The organism is Herbaspirillum chlorophenolicum, from assembly GCF_001189955.1.
Classification (GTDB): domain Bacteria; phylum Pseudomonadota; class Gammaproteobacteria; order Burkholderiales; family Burkholderiaceae_D; genus Herbaspirillum; species Herbaspirillum chlorophenolicum.
Genome location: NZ_LFLT01000019.1, coordinates 1 through 20847, shown reverse-complemented (window position 1 = coordinate 20847; position 20847 = coordinate 1). Strand labels below are relative to the sequence as shown.

The 20847-nt window shown below is 63.3% G+C and carries 20 protein-coding genes; 11 read left to right on the top strand and 9 right to left on the bottom strand.

What is annotated here, in order from left to right; genetic code table 11:
* Positions 1-7 precede the first annotated feature (7 nt).
* Entirely contained in the window at positions 8-1075 is a 1068-nt protein-coding gene (locus AKL28_RS13100) for a 2-oxoadipate dioxygenase/decarboxylase family protein (RefSeq protein WP_082221487.1), read from the bottom strand.
* On the bottom strand, positions 1041-2210 hold the full coding sequence (locus AKL28_RS13095) for a saccharopine dehydrogenase C-terminal domain-containing protein (protein ID WP_050468591.1): 1170 nt from the start codon (positions 2208-2210) through the stop codon (positions 1041-1043). The genes AKL28_RS13100 and AKL28_RS13095 overlap by 35 nt, the downstream gene beginning before the upstream one ends.
* A gap of 441 nt (positions 2211-2651) precedes the next feature.
* Between AKL28_RS13095 and AKL28_RS13090 the strand changes: the two genes are divergently transcribed.
* Positions 2652-3494 (top strand): transporter substrate-binding domain-containing protein, encoded by an 843-nt coding sequence (locus AKL28_RS13090; protein WP_050468590.1) that lies wholly within the window; start codon positions 2652-2654, stop codon positions 3492-3494.
* 98 nt (positions 3495-3592) lie between these two features.
* Here the strand turns inward: AKL28_RS13090 and AKL28_RS13085 are convergent, their stop codons facing one another.
* The 3 genes from AKL28_RS13085 to AKL28_RS13075 are packed head-to-tail and all read right to left on the bottom strand — an operon-like array spanning position 3593 to position 5512.
* Entirely contained in the window at positions 3593-4039 is a 447-nt protein-coding gene (locus tag AKL28_RS13085; protein ID WP_050468589.1) for an Lrp/AsnC family transcriptional regulator, read from the bottom strand.
* Positions 4040-4059: 20 nt separating this feature from the next.
* The gene (locus AKL28_RS13080; RefSeq protein WP_050468655.1) at positions 4060-4836 is read right to left on the bottom strand and encodes an amino acid ABC transporter ATP-binding protein; all 777 of its coding nucleotides are present in this window, start codon (positions 4834-4836) and stop codon (positions 4060-4062) included.
* A 10-nt stretch (positions 4837-4846) separates the two neighbouring features.
* Positions 4847-5512, bottom strand: coding sequence for an amino acid ABC transporter permease (locus tag AKL28_RS13075; protein WP_050468588.1), 666 nt, complete (start codon positions 5510-5512; stop codon positions 4847-4849).
* A 379-nt stretch (positions 5513-5891) separates the two neighbouring features.
* On the opposite strand from AKL28_RS13075, the gene AKL28_RS13070 reads away from it, so the two are divergent.
* Positions 5892-6677, top strand: coding sequence for an SDR family NAD(P)-dependent oxidoreductase (locus AKL28_RS13070; RefSeq protein ID WP_050468587.1), 786 nt, complete (start codon positions 5892-5894; stop codon positions 6675-6677).
* 27 nt (positions 6678-6704) lie between these two features.
* Positions 6705-7970 (top strand): D-amino acid dehydrogenase, encoded by a 1266-nt coding sequence (locus tag AKL28_RS13065; protein WP_050468585.1) that lies wholly within the window; start codon positions 6705-6707, stop codon positions 7968-7970.
* A gap of 16 nt (positions 7971-7986) precedes the next feature.
* Here AKL28_RS13065 and AKL28_RS13060 read toward each other — a convergent pair whose 3' ends face one another.
* Entirely contained in the window at positions 7987-8436 is a 450-nt protein-coding gene (locus tag AKL28_RS13060) for a hypothetical protein (protein ID WP_050468584.1), read from the bottom strand.
* A 206-nt stretch (positions 8437-8642) separates the two neighbouring features.
* On the opposite strand from AKL28_RS13060, the gene AKL28_RS13055 reads away from it, so the two are divergent.
* On the top strand, positions 8643-9218 hold the full coding sequence (locus tag AKL28_RS13055; protein WP_050468582.1) for a hypothetical protein: 576 nt from the start codon (positions 8643-8645) through the stop codon (positions 9216-9218).
* A 113-nt stretch (positions 9219-9331) separates the two neighbouring features.
* On the opposite strand, the gene AKL28_RS13050 is transcribed toward AKL28_RS13055, so the two are convergent.
* Positions 9332-9997 (bottom strand): flagellar basal body L-ring protein FlgH, encoded by a 666-nt coding sequence (locus AKL28_RS13050; protein WP_050468581.1) that lies wholly within the window; start codon positions 9995-9997, stop codon positions 9332-9334.
* 338 nt (positions 9998-10335) lie between these two features.
* Between AKL28_RS13050 and folE the strand changes: the two genes are divergently transcribed.
* Together folE and AKL28_RS13040 are read left to right on the top strand one after the other, a co-directional pair.
* A complete protein-coding gene (gene folE / locus AKL28_RS13045; protein ID WP_050468580.1) occupies positions 10336-11052 on the top strand; it encodes a GTP cyclohydrolase I in 717 nt (238 codons plus the stop codon).
* Positions 11053-11324: 272 nt separating this feature from the next.
* Positions 11325-11750 carry a BLUF domain-containing protein gene (locus AKL28_RS13040; RefSeq protein WP_050468579.1) on the top strand — a complete coding sequence of 142 codons (426 nt, stop codon included), beginning with the start codon at positions 11325-11327 and terminating at the stop codon, positions 11748-11750.
* Positions 11751-11763: 13 nt separating this feature from the next.
* Here the strand turns inward: AKL28_RS13040 and AKL28_RS13035 are convergent, their stop codons facing one another.
* Together AKL28_RS13035 and AKL28_RS13030 are read right to left on the bottom strand one after the other, a co-directional pair.
* Entirely contained in the window at positions 11764-12969 is a 1206-nt protein-coding gene (locus AKL28_RS13035) for an HD-GYP domain-containing protein (protein ID WP_050468578.1), read from the bottom strand.
* Positions 12970-13377: 408 nt separating this feature from the next.
* The gene (locus tag AKL28_RS13030; RefSeq protein ID WP_050468577.1) at positions 13378-14805 is read right to left on the bottom strand and encodes an MFS transporter; all 1428 of its coding nucleotides are present in this window, start codon (positions 14803-14805) and stop codon (positions 13378-13380) included.
* A gap of 233 nt (positions 14806-15038) precedes the next feature.
* Here AKL28_RS13030 and AKL28_RS13025 point away from each other — a divergent pair, with 233 nt between their 5' ends.
* The 5 genes from AKL28_RS13025 to AKL28_RS13005 all read left to right on the top strand — a co-directional run bounded on the left by AKL28_RS13025 (position 15039) and on the right by AKL28_RS13005 (position 20660).
* Positions 15039-16283, top strand: a complete 1245-nt coding sequence (locus AKL28_RS13025) for an ArgE/DapE family deacylase (RefSeq protein ID WP_050468575.1) — start codon at positions 15039-15041, stop codon at positions 16281-16283.
* A 397-nt stretch (positions 16284-16680) separates the two neighbouring features.
* On the top strand, positions 16681-18159 hold the full coding sequence (locus AKL28_RS13020; RefSeq protein WP_050468654.1) for a HAMP domain-containing sensor histidine kinase: 1479 nt from the start codon (positions 16681-16683) through the stop codon (positions 18157-18159).
* The gene (locus tag AKL28_RS13015) at positions 18149-18649 is read left to right on the top strand and encodes a hypothetical protein (protein WP_050468574.1); all 501 of its coding nucleotides are present in this window, start codon (positions 18149-18151) and stop codon (positions 18647-18649) included. The genes AKL28_RS13020 and AKL28_RS13015 overlap by 11 nt, the downstream gene beginning before the upstream one ends.
* A gap of 51 nt (positions 18650-18700) precedes the next feature.
* Entirely contained in the window at positions 18701-20074 is a 1374-nt protein-coding gene (locus tag AKL28_RS13010) for a sigma 54-interacting transcriptional regulator (protein ID WP_050468573.1), read from the top strand.
* Between the two features lie 232 nt (positions 20075-20306).
* Positions 20307-20660 (top strand): BON domain-containing protein, encoded by a 354-nt coding sequence (locus tag AKL28_RS13005; protein ID WP_050468572.1) that lies wholly within the window; start codon positions 20307-20309, stop codon positions 20658-20660.
* The last annotated feature ends 187 nt before the right edge of the window (positions 20661-20847 follow it).

The following is a 20847-nucleotide window of genomic DNA, read 5'->3' as shown; positions in this document are numbered from 1 at the left end:
TGGTCGTTTACATGCCGCCGCTGGCGGTCATCTTGAAGATGCCTTGCGCGTTGCCGCTGTCGAAGCTGAGGTCCAGGCGTTCTACGCCCTGTTCGTCGATGTAACGGTCGCGCGAAATGAATTCGTAGAAGGAACCCGGCACGGCCTTTTCCAGCACTGCGCCATGCTCATCGCGCATCGGGCGCAATACGGTGCAGGCGCGATAGGCGGTCTGGCGCACGCGGCCGTTGCGCGAGACTTCGATCTTGTCCTTCATCGGCCGTCCCAGCGCACGTTGATGCTCGGCCACCGCTTCCACGTCCGGCACGCGGTCGGTGGCGTGGTTGAAGACATTGCCCTCGGTGGCGATCCAGGCCATCTCGGCGGACTCCGCGCGCAGCCTTTCATACTCGGCCACGCTGGGCAATTCGTGCTGGCGTTCGAAGCAGGACAGCAGCACCGGCAACAAGGCCTGCGCTGCTGCCAGCGGCAGTTCGCCATCGGTTTCCATTTGCGCCAGCAAGGCCTTGGCATCGCCGGTGAGCGGATCGCGCGAGGTGCCGATGACGCGGTCGACGATGGCCTGGAACTCCGGCGAGAAGCGATCCGCGTGGAGCTCGCTGACGAAGAACTGGGCGATCTCCTCGGGCGCATCGGCATGGCCGTAGGTGCGGCCGGTCATGCGGATGCGCTCCAGCGGATAGAGGCCATTCTGTACATAGCCCAGCGGACGCAGGATGCGGGTGATGGCGGTTTCGCCCGGCGGCAGCAATCCGGTGCTGGCGGCTTGTACCGTGCGCAGCGCACCGTGGTCGAAATGCATGCGCTCGCCTGCGGCCATGGCGTCGGCCACATAGGCGGCGGCGTCCGGCACATCCTGCAGCAGCTTTTCGAACAGCAGCATGTTGAGCGCCTGCGCCAGTTCGAGCCGACTCACTTCCGCGCGCGGCGGCTTGACGGTACAGGCCGGCACATGCAGCGCGCGCAGCAGGAAATCGATCTGCTGCGGGGAGCGCTGCGTGCGCAAGAGGCGGATAAGCTGCGAATCCGCGATGGCAACATCATGCGGCAAGCGGTTGGGGGCTGGGGCTGTCATGCTGTTCTCCCTGGGATGCGATAGGGGCAGTGTAACTCCGCCGCGCCGGATGTTCAGGCGCTGCTTCTCCCGCATAAGCGCGGCCGAAGCGGTTGCCCAGCAGGTCGGGCAAGGCGATCTGTTCCTGGCGGATGAAGCCGCGCTGCGGCAGCCGGCCGGCGGCGAACAGGTCGAGCGCGGCGCACACGCTGGCGGCGGTGGTGATCTGGATCGCGCTCTCATGCACGCCATCGGCTTCGTGCGCGAACACCTTGCGGCTGAACACGCGCTGCAGGTATTGGCCGTTGCGGTGGCCGCTGACGGTGACGAACACCAGCACCACATCCTGCATCGTGGCCGGCACGGCATGGCGCAATATGTCCTTCAGCAGCGCCGGCTGTTCCTTCAGGCGCAAGCCTTCCAGCAGGAAGCGCAGCAGGTCGCGATGGCCGGGGTAGCGCACCGACTTGTAATCGAGGTTGGCGGCGCGGCCGGCCAGCGTCGTGCACAGCGTGCCCAGCCCGCCCGAGGTGTTGAAGGCCTCGTACTCGACGCCGTCCAGCGAGAAATGCTCCAGGCCTTCCAGCGGCTGCACCTCCTGCAGGCGGCCGTCGCGGATCGCTTCGCAGGGATGGCAATACTCGTTGACCAGTCCGTCCACGCTCCAGGTCAGGTTGTACTTGATCTCGTTGGTGGGGAACTCCGGCAGCGCGCCGACCCGCATCTTGATTTCCGCGATGTCGTCGAACTCCTGCGCCAGGTGGTGCGCGGCGATGCCGATGAAACCCGGCGCCAGCCCGCATTGCGGCATGAAGGCGGATCCGGCGTCCTGCGCCAGCTGCATGATGCGGCGTGTGGCTTGCACATCCTCGGTCAGGTCGAAGTAATGCACCCCTGCCGCGCGCGCCGCCTCGGCTACGGTGATGGCCATGTGCCAGGGCAGGGCGTTGACGACGGCGTCGCCGCGCGCCAGCAGGGCCTGCAGGCAGGCGGCATCGCTGAAGTCGGCGCATTCGGTGGCGACGCCCAGTTGCGCCAGCGGCGCGAGCGCAGCCGCGTCGCGGTCGGCGGCCAGCACCTCATAGTCGCCGCAGCCGTGCAGGCGGCGCGCGATGGCCAGGCCGATGTGGCCGGCGCCCAGCAGTACGATCTTCATGGCGGCTCCTTTTTTCGATGTCCTTGTAGAGCATTCTAGGCAAGGGTTGGTACGATAAAAAGATGAAGATTGATGTTGAAATGGTTGTTTTATTGACGTTTTGTTAGATATTGAAATACAAAACGTCGGGTTATTCATCATCGCCTCAGGGAAGGCTTGGCCCAGGCGACGTTTGCCGTGCATCAACGTCCGTTGCACGACGCGGGGTCCTGACTTTCGTCAGGACGACGACATGTGAGAGATGGATTTATTCCTGTTTCCCATTGGCTGGGATGGCAGGCATTGACGGATCCTGGAGAGACGCCGCAACAACAAATTTCATCCGGCAATTGCCCACGCACCCGCCCGTGCCTGGGCTAAAATCGACGGCGCTGTCCGGCTGTTTGCCGGACATATTTTTGACGCGCACAGTCGCCGCCATCCGCCAAACAGGGAGAATCCATGACCAACCGCCGCAGTTTCATCGCCAACGTCGCCGGCCTCGCCGCCGCGTCGTACCTGCCCAGTGCTTTTGCGCAAGCCCCCGCACCGGCTTCCACTGAAGCTACTTTCGCGCGCATCCAGCGCACCAAGACCCTGCGCATCGGCGCGGTGCGCGGCGCGGCGCCGTACTACAACAAGGATTTGGCCAGCGGCGAATGGGGCGGCTTCATGATCGATTTCGCCAAGAGCCTGGCGACCAGCCTGAACGTCAAGCTGGACATCACCGAAACCACCTGGGGCAACTCGGTGCTGGACCTGCAGACGCGCAAGATCGACATCTTCTTCGGCATGAACCCGACCCCGGCGCGCCGTGAAGTGATCGGCTTTTCCGATCCGCTGTTCCTGAACGCCTTCACCATCGTCTCCAAGAAGGAATACAAGACCTGGGCCGACCTCAACAAGCCGGAAGTGAAGATCGCCGTGGACATCGGTTCTTCGCACGACCAGATGATCTCGCGCGTGTGCCCGAACGCCACCATCGTGCGCCTGGAGAAGGCAGACGACGCCACCCTGGCGCTGCAGACCGGCCGCGTCGACGTGCAGGTGCTGGTGTGGCTGCTGTCGCTGAACATCCTCAAGAAGAACCCGTCGCTGGGCAAGATGTACGTGCCGCTGCCGCTGGAAGCCACTTCCACCAACATCGGCGTGCCCAAGGAAGACGACAAGGCCTGGGTCGAGACCATCAACAAGTGGATCGTGGCCGAACGCAATGCCGGCAAGATCAAGCCGACCGTGCTGAGCAACCTGCAGAAGTTTTCCGGCGTGAAGCCGGAAGACGTGCCGCCGCAGATTCCGCTGTAATCGCATCCGGTGGGCTGACGCACAGCCGCATACGACAAGCCCCGCGCTCGGATGAGCCGCGGGGCTTTTTTTCGGATGCGGGAAAAACGGGCGCGGGGTCAGCGTTCGATCTTGCGTGACAGCACGATGGAAGTGGTGGTGCGGGTGACGCCGTCGATCTCGCCGATCTCGTCGAGCAACTGGTCGAGCCGTTCGGCGGAGGAGGCGCGCAGCCAGGCGACGTAGTCGAACTCGCCGGAGACCGAGCACAGCAGTTCGATCTCGGGCATGCGCTTGAAGCGTTTCAATACGTCGCGCGCGGCCTTTGCCTCGACGGTGATGCCGACATACGCACGCAGCGCGTTGTCGGTCACTTCCTGGCCCAGCTTGACGGTGTAGCCGGCGATGATGCCGTTCTTTTCCAGCCGGGCCAGGCGCGCCACCACGGTGGTGCGCGCCACGCCCAGCTTGCGCGCCAGGTTGGCCACGCTCTCGCGCGCCGACACCTGCAGCAGCGCGATCAGGTTGCGGTCGGTGTCGTCGAGGGTGTCGAGCCGCGTTTTCATAGGGGCGGTGTGTGGGGCGGTCAGGCGTTGAAGCGCGCCAGGAAAGCCTGGGTCGCTGCCTGTTGCGGGTTGTCGATGACCTGCGATGGCGGGCCGGCCTCCACCACCACGCCGTCGCGCATGAACACCACCTGGTCGGCCACTTCGCGCGCGAAGGCGATCTCGTGGGTGACCAGGATCATGGTCATGCCGTCGGCTGCCAGGCTGCGGATCACGTTCAGGACTTCGCCCACCAGTTCGGGGTCGAGCGCCGAGGTCGCCTCGTCGAACAGCATCACGTCCGGCTGCATGGCCAGCGCGCGGGCGATGGCGATGCGCTGCTTCTGGCCGCCGGAAAGCTTTTGCGGATACATGTCGGCGCGGTCGGCCAGGCCGACTTTCTGCAGCAGCGCCAGGGCCTTGGTGCGGGCTTCGGCCTTGGGCGTGCGCAGCACGGTGACCATGCCTTCCATCACGTTCTCGAGCGCGGTCATGTGCGGGAACAGGTTGAAATGCTGGAACACCATGCCGGTGCGGGCACGGAAGCCGGCCAGCTCCTTGTCTTTGGGCAGGCGCGTTTTCTTCCCGTTCTTGCTGTCGAAGTCGAAGTGGCGCTCGCCGATGCGCACCGAACCCTGGTCCGGCACGGTCAGCAGGTTCAGGCAGCGCAGCAGGGTCGACTTGCCCGAGCCGGACGGCCCGATCATGGCGACCACGCAGCCTTTGTCGATCTGGATGGAAATGTCTTTCAGCACCACGTGGTCGCCGAAGGCCTTCTTGAGGTTGCTGATCTGGATCATCGAATTACCGTTGCTCATCATTGACTCCTTAACCGTGCTGCGCCGACAGGCGGGTTTCCAGGCGCTTGGCCCAGATGGTGGCGGGCAGCAGGATCAGGAAATAGATGATCGCGACCAGGGTGTAGATTTCCAGCGGACGATAGGTCTCGTGGGCGATGATCTGGCCCTGGTAGAGCAGGTCGGGTACGGCCAGCACCGACAGCAGCGAGGTGTTCTTCAACTGCATGATGGACTGGTTCACCAGCGGCGGGGTCATGCGCTTGAAGGCTTGCGGCAGGATCACGCGCTTCATCAGCTGGAAGCGGGTCATGCCCAGCGCCCAGCCGGCTTCGGACTGGCCGACGTCGATCGAGACGATGCCGCCGCGGATGATTTCCGAATAGAACGCGCCGCCGTACAGTGCCAGCGACAGCATGGCCGCGGTGCCGGCCGACATCTCAATGCCCAGCAGCACCGGCAGCGCGTAGTAGAACCACACCAGCTGCACCAGCACCGGCGTGCAGCGGAACACCTCGACGAAGGCGCGCAGCGGCCCCGAGATGAACGGGTTGCTGGAGAGGCGGCCGAGGCCGACCACCAGCCCGACCAGCAGGCCCAGCGCGATACAGGCCACGGTATAGCTCAGCGTGTAGACGAAGCCGATGCCGATGATGCTCTTGAATTGCCAGAGCGAGCCGAAGTCCCATTGATACATCTGCGGTTTTCCTTCAATACGATTCAATATGGACCAGAGGCCTGGTCCGGGGCGGATGGGATGCGAAATTTCCAAGCATGATCCATGCCCCAACGCCACGGTTTCGGGCAGGAGCCGCCGCTGTCGCTGGCAAGTGTCGGGAAGGCATGGGGGAGGGCACGGATATCTTTTATAAGGATTGCATGATGGGCAATCCGCGAATCCGGCAATTGTAATGGAGAACGGCCGGCGGCGGACACATCCGGGCCATGCTGGATAGGCCTGACACCCCACGCTGTTACAGCGTTTGGCTAAAATAGCGTACTCGCTGCGACGTGCTTGAATACGCCGCCCGCCGGCTTTCCCAGCGATTGGGAAAGCGCCCAATCTGAAAATGACCATGAGCCAGGTTTCCCCTTCCGTAGCTTCCGCCGATCCGCACCGCACCATCCTCATCACCGGCGCCGCGCGCGGTATCGGTGCGGCGGTCGCCACCTCGGTGGCGCGGCCGGGCGTGTCACTGGTACTGCACGCGCGCAGCGATTCCCCTGAACTGCAAGCCACCGCGCAGCGCTGCGGTGAACAGGGCGCGCGCTGCGTGCTGGCCTTCGGCGACATGGCCGAGCCCGGCACTGCATCGTTGCTGCGCGACACGGCGCTGGATGAATTCGGCCGGCTCGATGCGCTGGTGGCCAATGCCGGCTTCGCCGACCGCAAGCGTATCGGTGAGTTGTCGGACGCCGACTGGTCGCGTTCGCTCGATGCGCTGCTTTCGGGATTCTTCCGGCTCACGACAGCCTGCAAGGATGCATTGCAGGCGTCCGGCTCGGGGCGGATGGTGGCGGTCAGCTCTTTCGTGGCGCATGTGTTCCGCCTGGGCGAATCGGGCTTTCCGGCGTCGGCCGCGGCCAAGGCCGGCATCGAGGCGCTGGTGAAATCGCTGGCGGTGCAGCTGGCGCCGGCCGGCGTCACCGTCAATGCGGTCGCACCCGGTTATGTGCAAAAAAGCGACCCGGCCAAATCGGCCATCGACCCGACTGCCTGGCAGGCTGCGCTCGACCGCATCCCGCTGCGCCGCTTGGGGCAGCCGCAGGAGATCGCCAATGTCATCGGCTTCCTGCTCAGCCCCGCGGCTTCCTATGTCACCGGCCAGGTCTGGCATGTAGACGGCGGCCTCACGCTTTAACCCATCTTATCCATCCCAGAAAACACCATGCGCATCATCGTGCTCGGCGCCGGCATCGTCGGCGTCACTACCGCTTATTTTCTCCGCGAGCGCGGCCATGAGGTCACCGTGGTCGAACGCCGTGCCGACGTGGCGGCCGAGACCAGTGTCGGCAATGCCGGCCACGTTTGCCCATCCTACGCCACGCCGTGGGCGGCGCCGGGCATGCCGGCCAAGTCGCTCAAGTGGTCGCTGCAGAGCTGGATGGGCATCGAAGCCGCGTTGCGTTTTACGCCGCGGCTGGACACGCACCAATGGAAGTGGCTCAAGACCTTCCTGGCGCAATGCACGCCTGAACGGTATGCCGTCAACAAGGCGCGCATGGGACGCCTGGCGCGCTACAGCCACTTGCAGTTGAAGCAGATCCGCGAGCGCCTGGACATCCAGTATGAGCAGACTACCGGCGGCAACCTGCAGTTGTTCCGCACCCAGGAAGGCGTGGACAACGCGGGCTTGTCGACCCAGGTGCTGGCCGAGGCGGGGGTGCCGTTCGAGCTGCTCGATGCCGACGGCTGCGTGGCCTTCGATCCGGGTTTGCGCGCGGCGCGCAATGAATTGAAAGGGGGCCTGCTGCTGCCGATGGACGAGACCGGCAACTGCCCGCTGTTCGCCCGCGCGCTGGCGGAGTGGCTCAAGACACAAGGTGTGGCGTTCCGCCTGTCGACGACGGTGGAGGGCATCGAGGTCGCCGGCGGCCGGGTGGCGGGTGTGCGCACCAGCGCCGGAACGCTGCAGGCCGATGCCTATGTGGTGGCTTGCGCTGCCGCATCGGTGCCGATGCTGAAGCCCCTGGGCCTGGATCTGCCGATCTATCCGGTCAAGGGCTATGCCATCACGGTGCCGGTGGCCGACCCCGATGGCGCGCCCAGGAGCGGCGTCATGGATGAGTATTACAAGGTGGCGATCACCCGCATGGGCAGCCACATCCGCGCGGCCGGCACGGCCGAGATCGGTAGCTGGGATACCAAGGTCACGCCGCGCGACTGCGCTACCGCGATCAAGTCCTTGAAGAACCTTTATCCCGGCGGCGCCGATCTGGTCAGGGTCGAATACTGGGCCGGCCTGCGGCCGATGACCCCGGACGGCGCACCGCTGATCGGCAAGACGCCCTATGCCAACCTGTGGCTCAATGCCGGGCATGGGTCGAACGGCTGGACCACGGCCTGCGGTTCCAGCCGCATCATCGCCGACAAGATCGCCGGCGTGGCGACCGATATCGAAAGCGCGGACCTGGAGCCGCAGCGGGCGATCTGAGCCAGCGACAAGCTGGTCAGTGGTCGAACAGCGCATCCACGTTGTCGCCGTTACTGAAAGCGCTGATCCCCCAACCGGCCGGCGTCTTGTAGAAGATGAATTGCCAGGGGATGGCTTGCTTCTCGGTCTTCTCGATATAGGTCAGCTTGAGCAGCGAGTCGCCGACCTTCTCCGAACGGATGAACTCGTAACCGATCGAATTGCCGACTTGCGCTTCGATCGCCATGCGCGAGCTGCGTGCGTTGGTACGGGCGACTTCCAGCGCGCGGATGTCGATCAGCGCGTAAGGCGACATCGCGCCGTAGGCGTTGTCGGTGCGCCCGGCGCCGGCCTGGGCCATGATCTTGTCGGTCAGCGGGCGGATTTCATTTTCGGACTTGAGCGTATCGGCATGGGCGGTCAGAGCGGCCGCGCCCAGGGCGAGGGCAAGGGCGGCGATCGGTGTGCGCAGGGAAAAATGTGACATGTGGGTCTCCTTCCGGGTGGGCGAAAACAGGTGCGGCTATTGTGCCAGCATGGCGCCTATTGCGCGCGTGCGACATCGATGTAAAGCGTGCCGATGTGCAGCGTAAATCAAGGTAAAACAAGCATGGCGCGGGAACCCGCGCGGATATGATGGGCAGCCTGGAACCCCGCATCCATACAACGCGGGTTCCGCTCGGGGGGAGCACCATGCGCACCATCATCATCGTCACATTGCTGGCATCGTCGTTGTCGGGTTGCGTCGTCACCTCGACCAATACCCTGGTCGACGCGGCCAGCCTGGTCGGGTATGCCGCATCCGGCGTCAAGTCGATGGCGCCCAATCCGCCAGCCAATCCCATCGTCTACAACAAGGACCCGATCCGCGAGATCTGCATCGAGTGGAACGGTTCCGTGGCGTTGAGCGACTTCGTGCCGGGCCTGCAGGGCGAACTGCAGAAGCATGGCGTGCAAAGCCGCGTCTACGACGCCGGCAGCCAGGCCATGTCCTGCCCGGTGACGTTGACCTATAGCGGCTACGTCAAATGGGACACCAAGGTGTTCTCCGATGCCTACACCCCTTATCTCACCTACGCCGCGCTCACGCTGCGCCGTGACGGCCGCGTGCTGGGCATGGCGCAATACCGCATCGGTTCCTTCGGCCAGGACAAGTGGGCCTCCGTCGGCGAGAAGCTGGGGCCGTTGGTGGACGCGCTGCTGCCGGGCAATCCCGCCATCATCGCCGACGGGTCGTCCGATACCAAGTCGGCTTTCGGCGGATATTGACGACGCACCGCCGCACTGGCGGCAGTCAATAAAAACGGCAACCTCGGTTGCCGTTTTTGTTTTGCCTTTTCCTTGCGCCGCGGATGTGCGTGCGGGACGCACATCCGCATGGATCACCAGATCGTCAGGAGACGGCGGAAGAAACTGCTGTCGGTGCTGGCGTCGGCGATCGAACCGCCGCCCACTTGTTCCAGGCGCGCGTCGGCCACGTTGGATGAGGCCACCACGCCGCCGCGGATGTCGCGCGTGCGCACCACGCCGGAGAAGCGCAGCGTGTTGACGTTGCTGTTGACGCCAATGCGTTTTTCGCCTGCCACCACCAGGTTGCGGTTGGGCAGCACTTCGACGATGGAGACCATCAGCGTGCCGGTCATGGTGTTGGTGCTGCTGCTATCGCCGGAGCCCTTGAACGAGTTGCTGCCGGTGGCCGAGTAGTTGGCGTCGTACAGCTGGGTGAACAGGCCGCCCAGCGGCGCCCCGGAACCCGGCCCCTGCTGCGACAGGCTGGTGTCGCGGCTGTTGGTGGTGGCGGCCTTGTTGCTGCTGCTGATCGATTCCGAAATGTCGATCTTGATGATGTCGCCGACGTTGTAAGTGGTCGGTTCTTCAAACAGCTGCGCGCTGGAGACGCGGAAGATGGCGCCGCTGTTTTCGACGTTGGCCACCGGATAGGACGGCCGTACGCTGGTCGGGCCGGTCACCATCGGCGCCGGGCTTGAGCATGCGGACAGCATGGCGGCCAGCGCGCATGCGCCGGTCAGACGATATTGGAACTTCATGGCGATCCCCCCGAGAATTGACGGCCGGACTGGACTGTCCGGCGCTGCCGAGTAGCGTCGAAATGTGCGCAATACGCGTCGGCTCGTGTGCGGATGATGTTCGTGAACGATGTAAGCAGCGGTTAATTCGATGTAAATGCCTGCAAACAAAAATCAGCCATGGTTAAGCTGCAGATATGCCGGGTATTTACGGTGTATTTCTCTTGAAGGAGGCCACCGCCGGCAGATGCGGCGCATGCCCCTGTTGGCCGCCGAGCCTGATGCGATGCTCCTTTTCGGGGCATAATGGCGACTATTCCACCGAGACGGCGGGCCTGTCCGGGCACCCGCCCCCAATCATGGCAACAGAAAAAAATCAGCCCAGCGTGCATGAGCAACTTGTGTCGGCACGCATCCGTGGGCGCATCAAGGCCGCCGGCGTGCGTTTCCACGCCAACGACAATATCGCCGCCTTCATCGAGGACGGCGAGCTCGAGCAACTGCAGGCTGAAGTGCAAGGCAAGCTGGCGGCGGTGCTGGAAAGCCTCGTCATCGATGTCGAGAGCGACCACAATACCCAGGATACCGCCAAGCGCGTGGCCAAGATGTACCTCAACGAGGTGTTCCGCGGCCGTTACCAGGCGCCGCCGGCGGTGACCGAGTTTCCCAATATCGAGCGCCTGAACGAGCTGATGATTGTCGGCCCGATCACCGTGCGCAGCGCCTGTTCGCACCACCTGTGCCCGATCATGGGCAAGGTGTGGGTGGGAGTGATGCCCAATGAACATTCCAACCTGATCGGCCTGTCGAAGTACGCGCGCCTGCTGGAATGGGTGATGAGCCGCCCGCAGATCCAGGAGGAAGCGGTCTCCCAGGCGGCCGACCTGCTGATGCAGAAACTGCAGCCGGACGGCCTTGCCATCGTGATGGAGGCCGACCATTTCTGCATGCACTGGCGCGGCGTGAAGGATATGGAGTCGAAGATGATCAACAGCGTCATGCGCGGTTCCTTCCTGCGCGACGCTAACCTGCGGCGCGAATTTCTGGCGCTGATTTCCCAACGTCAACGAGGTTAGAACTCATTTCATGAATAGGCGTGAGATGCGTTCTGCTCAGAAAGGGCGCTGGCAAGGCGCGCGACGCGTCGTGTGGCGGTGCCACACGCAAGGAGCGCAACGCGGCCAGCGCCCTTTCTGAGCAGAACCCGGAGGGAGCGGCCCATTTGGGCGAATTGCTGCGTTACGAAGTTGGGTCAAGACGTCCAGTCTTGACCCAACTTCGCGCCTTGCACTTCATCCCAAATGGGGTAAGCTCGCACTCACGCCTATTCATGAAATGAGTTCTCATCATGCTGGTTCGTCTGATCTACGCAAGCCGTGCGCGCAGCCCGATTTCCCACGAGATGGTCGAGAGCATCCTGACCAGCGCGCGCAAGCACAATCCCCAGCAAGGGATCACTGGCGTGCTGTGCTATAGCGACACCATCTTCGTGCAGGTGCTGGAGGGCGGGCGCGACCAGGTGAACCAGATGTATGGCCAGTTGCAGCACGACGAGCGCCATCACGATCTGGTGTTGCTGGGTTACGAGTCGATCGACGAACGGCAGTACTCGTCGTGGACCATGGGCAAGATCAGGCTGGACAAGATCAACCGTTCGTTGCTGCTGAAATATTCGGTGTGCGGCGAACTGAATCCTTACCTGGTGTCCAATTGCGCCACCGTGGCGCTGCTCAACGAACTCGCCTCGACGGCGGCCTTTACCCAGCGCGACTGAGCCGGCGGCACGTTCAGAAATCGAGCGAAGGCAGGTTGCGGATGTCCCATTTGGCCGGATCGGCATAGGCGATGATCTTGTCGTTGCTATGCGCCAGGTCCACCATTTCGGGTTTGAGCGGCATCTTGCTCTGGGTGGAATAAAACACTTTCACGCGCGGCGTCAGGAGCTGGTCGGGACGCTGGTCCACCACCACTGCCAGGCGGCCCGATTGCATCATCACGCAGGAGCCGGTCGGGTAGATGCCGATTGCCTTGACGAAGGCTTCGATGATCGAGGCGTCGAAGTGGCCGGCGCTGCTGGCCATGTGGCGGATCGAGCGCGCCGGGTCCCAGCCGGCCTTGTACGGGCGGTTGGAGGTGATGGCGTCGTACACGTCGCAGACGGCGCCCATCTTGGCCATGACTGAAATCTGGTCGGCCTTCAGGTTGAACGGATAGCCGCTGCCGTCGATTTTTTCATGGTGATGCAGGGAAACATCCAGCGCGGCCTGGCTGATGCCATCGATCTGCCGGAGCATCGAATGCCCTGCCACGGTGTGCGAACGCACGGAGGCGAATTCTTCTTCGGTCAGCTTGGCCGGCTTGTTGAGGATGTCCAGCGGCACCGACATCTTGCCGACATCGTGCAGCAGCCCGGCCATGCCGGCCTGCTTGGTCTGGTCGTGCGACATGCCCAGCTGGTGCGCCAGGGAAATCATCATCGCGCACACCGCCACCGAATGCATGTAGGTGTAGTCGTCGGCAGTCTTGAGCCGCGCCAGGCTGATCAGGGCGTCGGCATTGCGCGATACCGATGAGGTGATTTCGGTCACCAGCTCGGCGGCGTCCTTGATGTCCACCGTCTTGCCCATGCGGGCTTCGGAAAACATATTGAGTACCGTCGACTTCGACGATGAGATGATCTTTGCGGCGCGTTCGCGTTCGACGCGGGTGTCGGTGCGCGTGGCAGCCTTGCGCGGGACGGGCGCCGGTGCGGCGGGCGAATCCGGCGGCGGCGTCTCTTCGTCATCTTCCGCGGCGTCTTCGGGGGCGATATCGCGCCCTTTGGCGGTATCGATCACGATTTCGCGGATGGGGCCGGCACGCAACGCCTCCAGGTCCTCGAAGCGGTCGAGCTTGAATGACTTGCGCCAGAAAGGATGATCGATCCACGCTCCTGGAATGGAGTGGACGTACATGCCTAGGCGCAGCTGTTCTGTGGCGATGGATTTCAGCATATCGAATTCCAGGTCTGTTGCCTGGTGGTGGTGTGTTCCCGGAAACCGGTTCGATGTCCCTGATGAAATTGACGCCTGTCCTGCTTTTCATTCTTGCAGGTTCTTCATGCCACACCATTTTGCGTGGTAAATGTGCGGCACGTTTTTCATCGTAGCAGAATGTGTTTTCCTTGAGCGCGCCGGAACGTCTCACGTTTGGTTTAATTTGCAATTCACATTCTCAAAGATTTGCCAGCGGCAATTTTTGATGTTTTCCTGCATGGCCATGCAGTGTTCGCGTCTTTCAAACGGACAAGATGGACTTCTGCCTGGAGTGGCTCATCCATAAGAAAACGCCGGGACAACTCGAGTTGTCCCGGCGTTTTCCTTGTTTGCCCGGTTGGCGTTGCTGCCATCGGACCGTTTTTCTTATTTCTTCAGCGGCGGTGCATACGGGTTCTTGGTCAGCAGGCGCAGGAAGCTCGCCAGGCAGGCCGCGCCTGCGAAGGCTGCGCCGAAACCCAGCGCGAAACGCGATCCCTGGCTTTCCGACAGGTTGAAGCACAGCGCCACCAGCGCTGCGCCGATGCTTTGGCCCAGCAAGCGCGCCGTGGCCACGATGCCGGAAGCGCCGCCGCTGCGGTGCGGGGGGGCGCTGGTCATCAGGGCTTTCAGGTTGGGCGACTGGAAGAAACCGAAACCCATGCCGCATAACAGCATGCGCCAGCTGATTTCCCACACGCTGGGCGCGGCCGGCATGAAGGTCATCAACAACAGGCCCGCACATAGCAGCGCCAGGCCGACGCCGCCGAGGATGCCGGCCGGATAGTGGTCGGACATGCGGCCCGCAATCGGCGCCATGATAGCCACGGCCACCGGCCACGGAGTCATCAGCAGGCCGATCTCGACCTGGCTGCGGCCGAGGTCGTGGTGGAAAAAGAAGGGCAGCGAGACGAAGGCCAGGCCTTGCGCGGCGAACGAACACACGGCGGTGATTGCCGACAGCGAGAACATGGGATGGCGGAACAGGTCGACCGGCAGCATCGGCGCCGGGTGCGAGCTCTCGCGGCGCAACAGGAACAGGCCGCACACGATGGCCGCCGCCAGTTCGATGCCGACTACGCTGGCTTCGGCCTGGTGCGCGCCTTCGCCGATAGCCAGGATCAGCAGGCCAAAGGCTGCGGCATTGAGCAGCGCGCTGCGCATATCGAATGTATGTTTGGACAGTGCGGTGTGCGGCAGCGAGGGCAGCGCCAGCGCGATGGCGATGATGCCCAGCGGCACGTTGACCGCGAACAGCCACGGCCACGGTGCGATGGCGAGGATGCCGGAAGCGACGCTGGGGCCGACGGTGAAGGCGATCGCCACGATCAGCGTGTTCAGGCCGACGCCCCGGCCCAGCGAGCGGGTGGGATAGATGAAGCGGATCAGTGCGGTGTTGACGCTCATGATCCCGGCCCCGCCCAGCCCTTGCAGGAAGCGGGCGATGACCAGCGTGGGCAGCGACCACGCGACCGCGCACAGCAGCGAGGCGGCGGTAAACAGCACCAGTCCCCAGATGTAGATGCGGCGGTAGCCGACGATTTCGCCCAGCGCCGCCAGCGGCAGCAGCGACACCATCATGGCCAGCTGGTAAGCGGTGACGATCCAGACCGAACCTGCCGGTGTGGTGTTGAGGTCCAGTGCCATGGCCGGCAGGGCGGTATTGGCGATGGCGGTGTCCAGCGTGGCCAGGCCGACCGCGATCAGCAGCGTCATGATGGCGCGGCCGCGTTGTTCGGGCGGCAGGCCTTCGCCGGCGATGACCAAGTGATGGGCGGGTTCGGTGGCGCCGGTGGATGAAGGCAGCGATGACATGTGGTTTGGCGTGGTGGGGGCGGTATGCCTGCTAACGGCAAGCTTCGCCGCTTATCTATATATATAAAGCCTGTTTGTGGAACAGGCTCTGACCGGCCCTTGGCTGAGGGCGCGGTCAATGATAGCGGGGAAACGCGGGGTTTGCTGGCGGCGGTGCCCGTCACGGGGACGGTGCGCTATGATGGGGGTTTGCGTCGGCGTGGCCGGCGCGTTTTGATGACGGAGTCGCGAGCATGTCCAATAAGCAGTTGTCGCAGCGCCTGTGCGCATGGATCGACCAGCATTTCGATGAGGAAGTCGGCGTCTTGCAGCAGCTGATCCGCATTCCCACCGATACTCCGCCCGGCAACAACGCGCCTCATGCGGATGCGGTGGCTGAACTGGTCAAGGCCTGGGGCTGGAGCGCCGAGAAGTATGCGGTGCCGCAGCAGCAGGTGGCCGATTACGGCATGCAGAGCGTGACCAACCTGATCGTGCGCCGTCCTTACGCTGCCGGAGGGCCGACCGTGGCGCTCAATGCCCACGGCGACGTGGTGCCGCCAGGCGAGGGCTGGCGCCACGATCCCTACGGTGGCGAGATTGCCGACGGCCGCATCTACGGCCGTGCGTCGGCGGTTTCCAAGAGCGACTTCGCCAGCTATATCTTCGCGGTGCGTGCACTGGAGGCGCTGGGCGCCGATTTGCGCGGCGCGCTGGAACTGCATTTCACTTATGACGAAGAGTTCGGCGGCCTGCTCGGCCCCGGCTGGCTGCTGGAGCAGAAGCTGACCAAGCCGGATTTCGTGATCGCGGCCGGCTTCAGTTACAACATCGTCACCGCCCACAATGCCTGCCTGCAGTTCGAAGTCACCGTCAATGGCAAGGCGACCCACGGCTCCATGCCCGAAACCGGCCATGACGCCTTGCAGGCGGCAACCGCCATCCTCAATGCCATCTATGCGGCAGTGCCGGGGCTGAAGGAGATCCGTTCGGCGATCCCCGGCATCAGCCATCCGACCATGATCGTCGGCCGCATCGACGGCGGCACCAACACCAACGTGGCGCCGGGCAAGGTGGTGCTGAAGATGGACCGCCGCATGATTCCGGAAGAAGACCCGGCGCAGGTCGAAGCCGGCGTGCGCAAGATGATCGGGGATGCGGTGGCCGGTTTGCCCGGCATCAAGGTCGAGATCCGCCGCCTGCTGCTGGCGCGCGCGCTGCGTCCGCTGCCGGGCCACGAGAAGCTGGTCGATAGCCTGTTGCGCAATGCGCAGGACGTGATGGGCGAGACGCTGACCACCAACGGTTCGGCACTGTATACCGATGCGCGCCTGTATGGCGAGCATGGCATCCCGGTGGTGCTGTTCGGCGCCGGCCCGCGCACGCTGATGGAATCGAATGCCAAGCAGGCCGATGAGAACCTGGCGCTGGAAGACTTGAAGAAGGCCACCAAGGTGGTGGCCATGACGCTCCTGGATTTCGTCGGTCCGCAGGCTTGAGCGGCCGCGCGTTTCGCAAGGGGTGCAGGCGTTGCCGATATGGCAATGCATGGAAATTTTTCTGACAAGCTCATCTTGATTACAATGGGAGCCCGCACCAGGCTTTCCTGTGGCAGCCGTCGACTGATAACAAACAAAAGAGCGATGGCATTGCCGATGGAAGGTTCGGATGCGAAGGAGGGCATGAGAACCTGTTCGCGCTCCCCCGCTGGCGCCGTTCGACTGTCCTTTGGGGCCGGCGGCGGTGTTCCGGCCACACGGTTTGTCTGAGTTTTGCGCCTTGCTCTTATCCTGAGCGCGTATTTGTACGGCTCCCGGAGAAGAAGCGGGCAGGTTTCCGAGATGGCCTGAGCGCCAGGATTACACCGAAAGTCTTGTGAGGACCTTGATCAATCGCATGCAGAACGCCATCGAGCACACCCCTAATTTGGCAGGACAGCCTGCCGCCAGGCAGGGCTATCTTGGATTGTCTTTCCGGCAGTTGCTGCTGGCTGCGTTCCTGCTGATCGCCGCGCTGTTGAGCGGTACATCCGTCCATGCATTGTTTACTCTGGACCGCATGGCCACCAACAGCAGCGACACTGCGCGCCAGGCGGTGCAGCTGACCGAGGCCGCGCAACGCCTGGCCGAACGCACCGTGGCGATGGAACGCAGTGCGCGCCAATACCTGGTGCTGGACGACCCGGCCTTCCGCGACCGTTTCGTAGAGGCGCGCGACCAGGCCAGGGAAGCGTTGGGCGAGCTGTCCGAGTCGCTGCCGATGGCGCCGCGCGACATCTTCAGCCAGTGGGGCGTGTATGCCGACGAGGCTGCGGCCGTGTTGGATTCCGAAGCGCGCAAGGACAAATCCGAACAGTTGAAGGTGTTCCAGGACTTTGCCCGCCTGCCGTCTTTGAACGAGCGCATGTCGCAGGAAAGCCGGCTCGAAGTCGACCGCCGTAACAACGCACTGTCGGCCGCACTCGAACAGCAGCGCCAGATGCTGACGCTGCAAGTGGTCGGCGCCATCATGCTGGCCGTGCTGCTGGCATTTTGCTTCGGGCTGTGGCTGTCGCGCCCGTTGGCGCAACTGGAGCATGCCATCAGCCGCCTGGGCGATAACCGTTTCGACCAGCACATCGAGGTGCACGGGCCGGCCGACATTCGCCGCCTGGGCCAGCAGCTGGACTGGTTGCGCCAGCGCCTGGCAGACCTGGAGGCGGAAAAGTCGCGTTTCCTGCGCCATGTGTCGCATGAGTTGAAGACGCCGTTGTCGGCCTTGTGCGAAGGGGCGGCGCTGCTGGACGACGGCGTGGCCGGCGAGCTTTCCGACAACCAGCGCGAGATCGCCCGCATCCTGCGCCAGAATACGCAGGCGCTGCAGACGCAGATCGAGGACCTGCTGCGTTATAACGAGGTTTCCTTCGATGCCCAGCATATCCAGCCGGTGCCGGTCGACCTGCGCGCGCTGCTGCACAAGGTGATCGACGACCAGCGCCTGCAATGGCTGGCGCGCGAGCTGAAGGTGGAGATCGAAGGCGCCGCGCGCACGGTAGTGGTCGATCCGGAGAAGATGGCGATCGTATTGGGTAACCTGCTGTCGAATGCCGTGCGCTTCAGCCCGAAGGGCGGCTTCATCCGTTTCCTGCTGTCCGATGCGCCGGGAATGGTGCGCGTAGAATGCATCGACCAGGGCCCCGGTGTGGCGCCGACCGACGCCAACCGTATCTTCGAACCGTTCTACCAGGGGCTGCACCAGCCGACCGGCGCGCGCCGCGGCAATGGCATCGGCCTGTCGGTGGTGCGCGAGTATGTGCAGGCGCACAGCGGCTATGTGCAATTGATGCCGTGCGAGAGTGGGGCGCATTTCAGAATTGAGTTGCCTGATGAAAAATAAGATCCTGCTATTGGCCTGCTGTCTTTTGCTGGCGGCTTGCGCGGCACAGTCGGATGCGCCGACGTCCAATATCAAACTGATCCACTCGGCCAGCAACATCGACGAACTGCTGAGCTATAACGCGGTGCTGCGCAAGATGCCGCCGGCTGAGCTGGGGCGCGAACTGCAGCGTATCAATGCTTACCCGGCCAGCCCGTCCAACAACGTGCGGCGCGCCATGGCGCTGTCGATGACGCGCGATCCCATCGATCTGGCCAAGGCCGAAGCCCAACTATGGAACGTCATGGCCGATAACAGCGTCGAAGCGGAGAAGCTCAAGCCCCTGGTCCAACTGTTGGTCAGCTCTTACGCCGATTTGCGTCGCGTGGCCGACAACGCCGAGAAATCGTCCATCCAGCTCAAGGATGCGCAACGCAAGCTGGACCAGCTCAACGACAAGCTTGAGGCCCTCAAGAACATCGAACGGAGCCTGCCGGCCGGCGGCAAGTAACAGCGCCATCTCCCGTCGGGCCCGTTCCCCATATCAGGAACAGGAGCCCCGATGGGACATTCTTCCCCCTTATTGCTGGTCGACGACGATCCCGACCTGTTGCGCCTGCTGACGCTGCGCCTGAAGGCCAGCGGCCATCGCGTGGTCGCCGTGGAAAGCGCGGAAGCGGCGCTGGCGCAACTGGCCATCTCGCTGCCGGCGCTGGTGATCACCGATGTCCGGCTGCCGGGCATGGACGGCCTGGCGCTGTTCGATGAGATCCGCAGCCGCCATCCGACGTTGCCGGTGATCCTGCTGACGGCCCACGGCACCATCCCCGATGCCGTCGAGGCGACCACGCGCGGCGCCTTTGCCTATCTAACTAAGCCTTTTGACGGCACGCTGTTGCTGGACAAGGTGGCGCAGGGCTTGAGCCTTTCCTCCCCGGCGCTGGAAATGGAAGACCAGGCCTGGCGGTCCGAGCTGATCAGCCGCAGCCAGCGGGTCTCGGAATTGCTGGCCGAGGCGCGGCTGGTGGCGGCATCGGATGCCAGCATCCTGATCCGCGGCGACAGCGGAACCGGGAAGGAACTGCTGGCGCGCGCCATCCACCGCGCCAGCCAGCGTGCGGAGAAGCCTTTTGTTGCAGTCAATTGCGGCGCCATTCCTGAGCAGTTGCTGGAGTCCGAGCTGTTCGGCCACGTGAAGGGGGCGTTCACCGGAGCGATGGACAGCCGGGAGGGCCTGTTCCAGGCCGCCGATGGCGGCACGCTGTTCCTGGACGAGATCGGCGATATGCCGATGCCCTTGCAGGTCAAGCTTTTGCGCGTGCTGCAGGAGAAGACGTTGCGCCAGGTCGGCGCCAACCAGCCCAGTACCGTGGATGTGCGCATTATTTCGGCGACTCACCGCGACCTCGAGGCGGCGATGGCCCAGGGCTTGTTCCGCGAAGATCTTTATTACCGGCTCAATGTGGTGGCGCTGCACCTGCCGTCGCTGGAAGAGCGGCGTGAAGACATCGCGCTGCTGGCCAACCATTTCCTCAAGACGACCGCTGCCAAGTATGCCAAGCGCCTGACCGGTTTCGCGCCCGATGCGCTGGAGCTGCTGAGCCTGGCGCATTGGCCGGGTAACGTGCGGCAGCTCTATAACGTAGTGGAGCAGGTTTGCGCCTTATCGACCGCGCCGCTGATCCCGGCGTCGCTGGTACAGCGTGCGTTGCGTACGCCGACGCTGGATCTGCTGCGCTACGCCGAGGCCAAGCAGAAGTTCGAGCGGGATTACCTGATCCGGCTATTGAAGCTGACGGACGGCAATGTATCGGATGCGGCGCGGTTGGCGGATCGCAACCGCACGGAGTTCTATCGACTATTGCAGAAGAATGGGCTTGATCCGAGGATGTTCAGGGGCGGGGAAGAAAGTGTCTTTGCAGAGCGACAGGCGTGATCCCTTATAAATCAAGGGCTTACCTGTTTAGGTAAGGAGGGATCGTCGCCTTGAAGAGACGGAAAGCAAGTAGATGGGCAAGTCTGGAGCTCATGCGTGGATGGGGGATTTTTGCTAAGTTATTGAAAATATTGAAGAAATGAGCGGGTGGCATGGGGATTGCGAAGAGTAGGGCAGGCGGTGCCGTTTTGGGCACCCACCGTTTCTCTTCTCTCTATATAAGGAACCCATCATGGAAAAGACCAAGTGCATTGCCAAGCTGGTTACTGCATCTCTTCTTGCAGCCGTTGCCGCGGCGCCGGCTGTGCGGGCTGCGGACACTGCCGATACCGGCGGCTCGCCCAAGACCACCCAGAAAGCCGGCGCCTATATAGATGATTCGGTCATCACCGCCAAGGTTAAGGCGGCACTGGTGGGGGACAAGCAGGTATCGGCCATGAAGATCAAGGTGACCACCAAGGATGGCGTGGTGACGCTGAAGGGAGCGGTTCCCAGCGCTGAAGTCGGCCAGCATGCGTTGCAGTTGGCCGCAGGAGTAGAGGGCGTGAAGGACGTGAAGAGCGACCTTACCGTCAAGGGCGGCTGAGTAGCTGGTGGTTCAACGGCTCGCGCGCAGGTTTTGTAGTGGATCTCATGAGGCGTGAAGGCGTTATTTGAGCGTGTAGAAAAAGAACCGGGGCCGTCCCGTTAGGGGCGGCCCCGGCTCTTTTAAATTATTCTCCGGCAGCCGGAGTAGCCGCAACGCCTTTACTGGCGTGGGTTTGGCGGGAGTG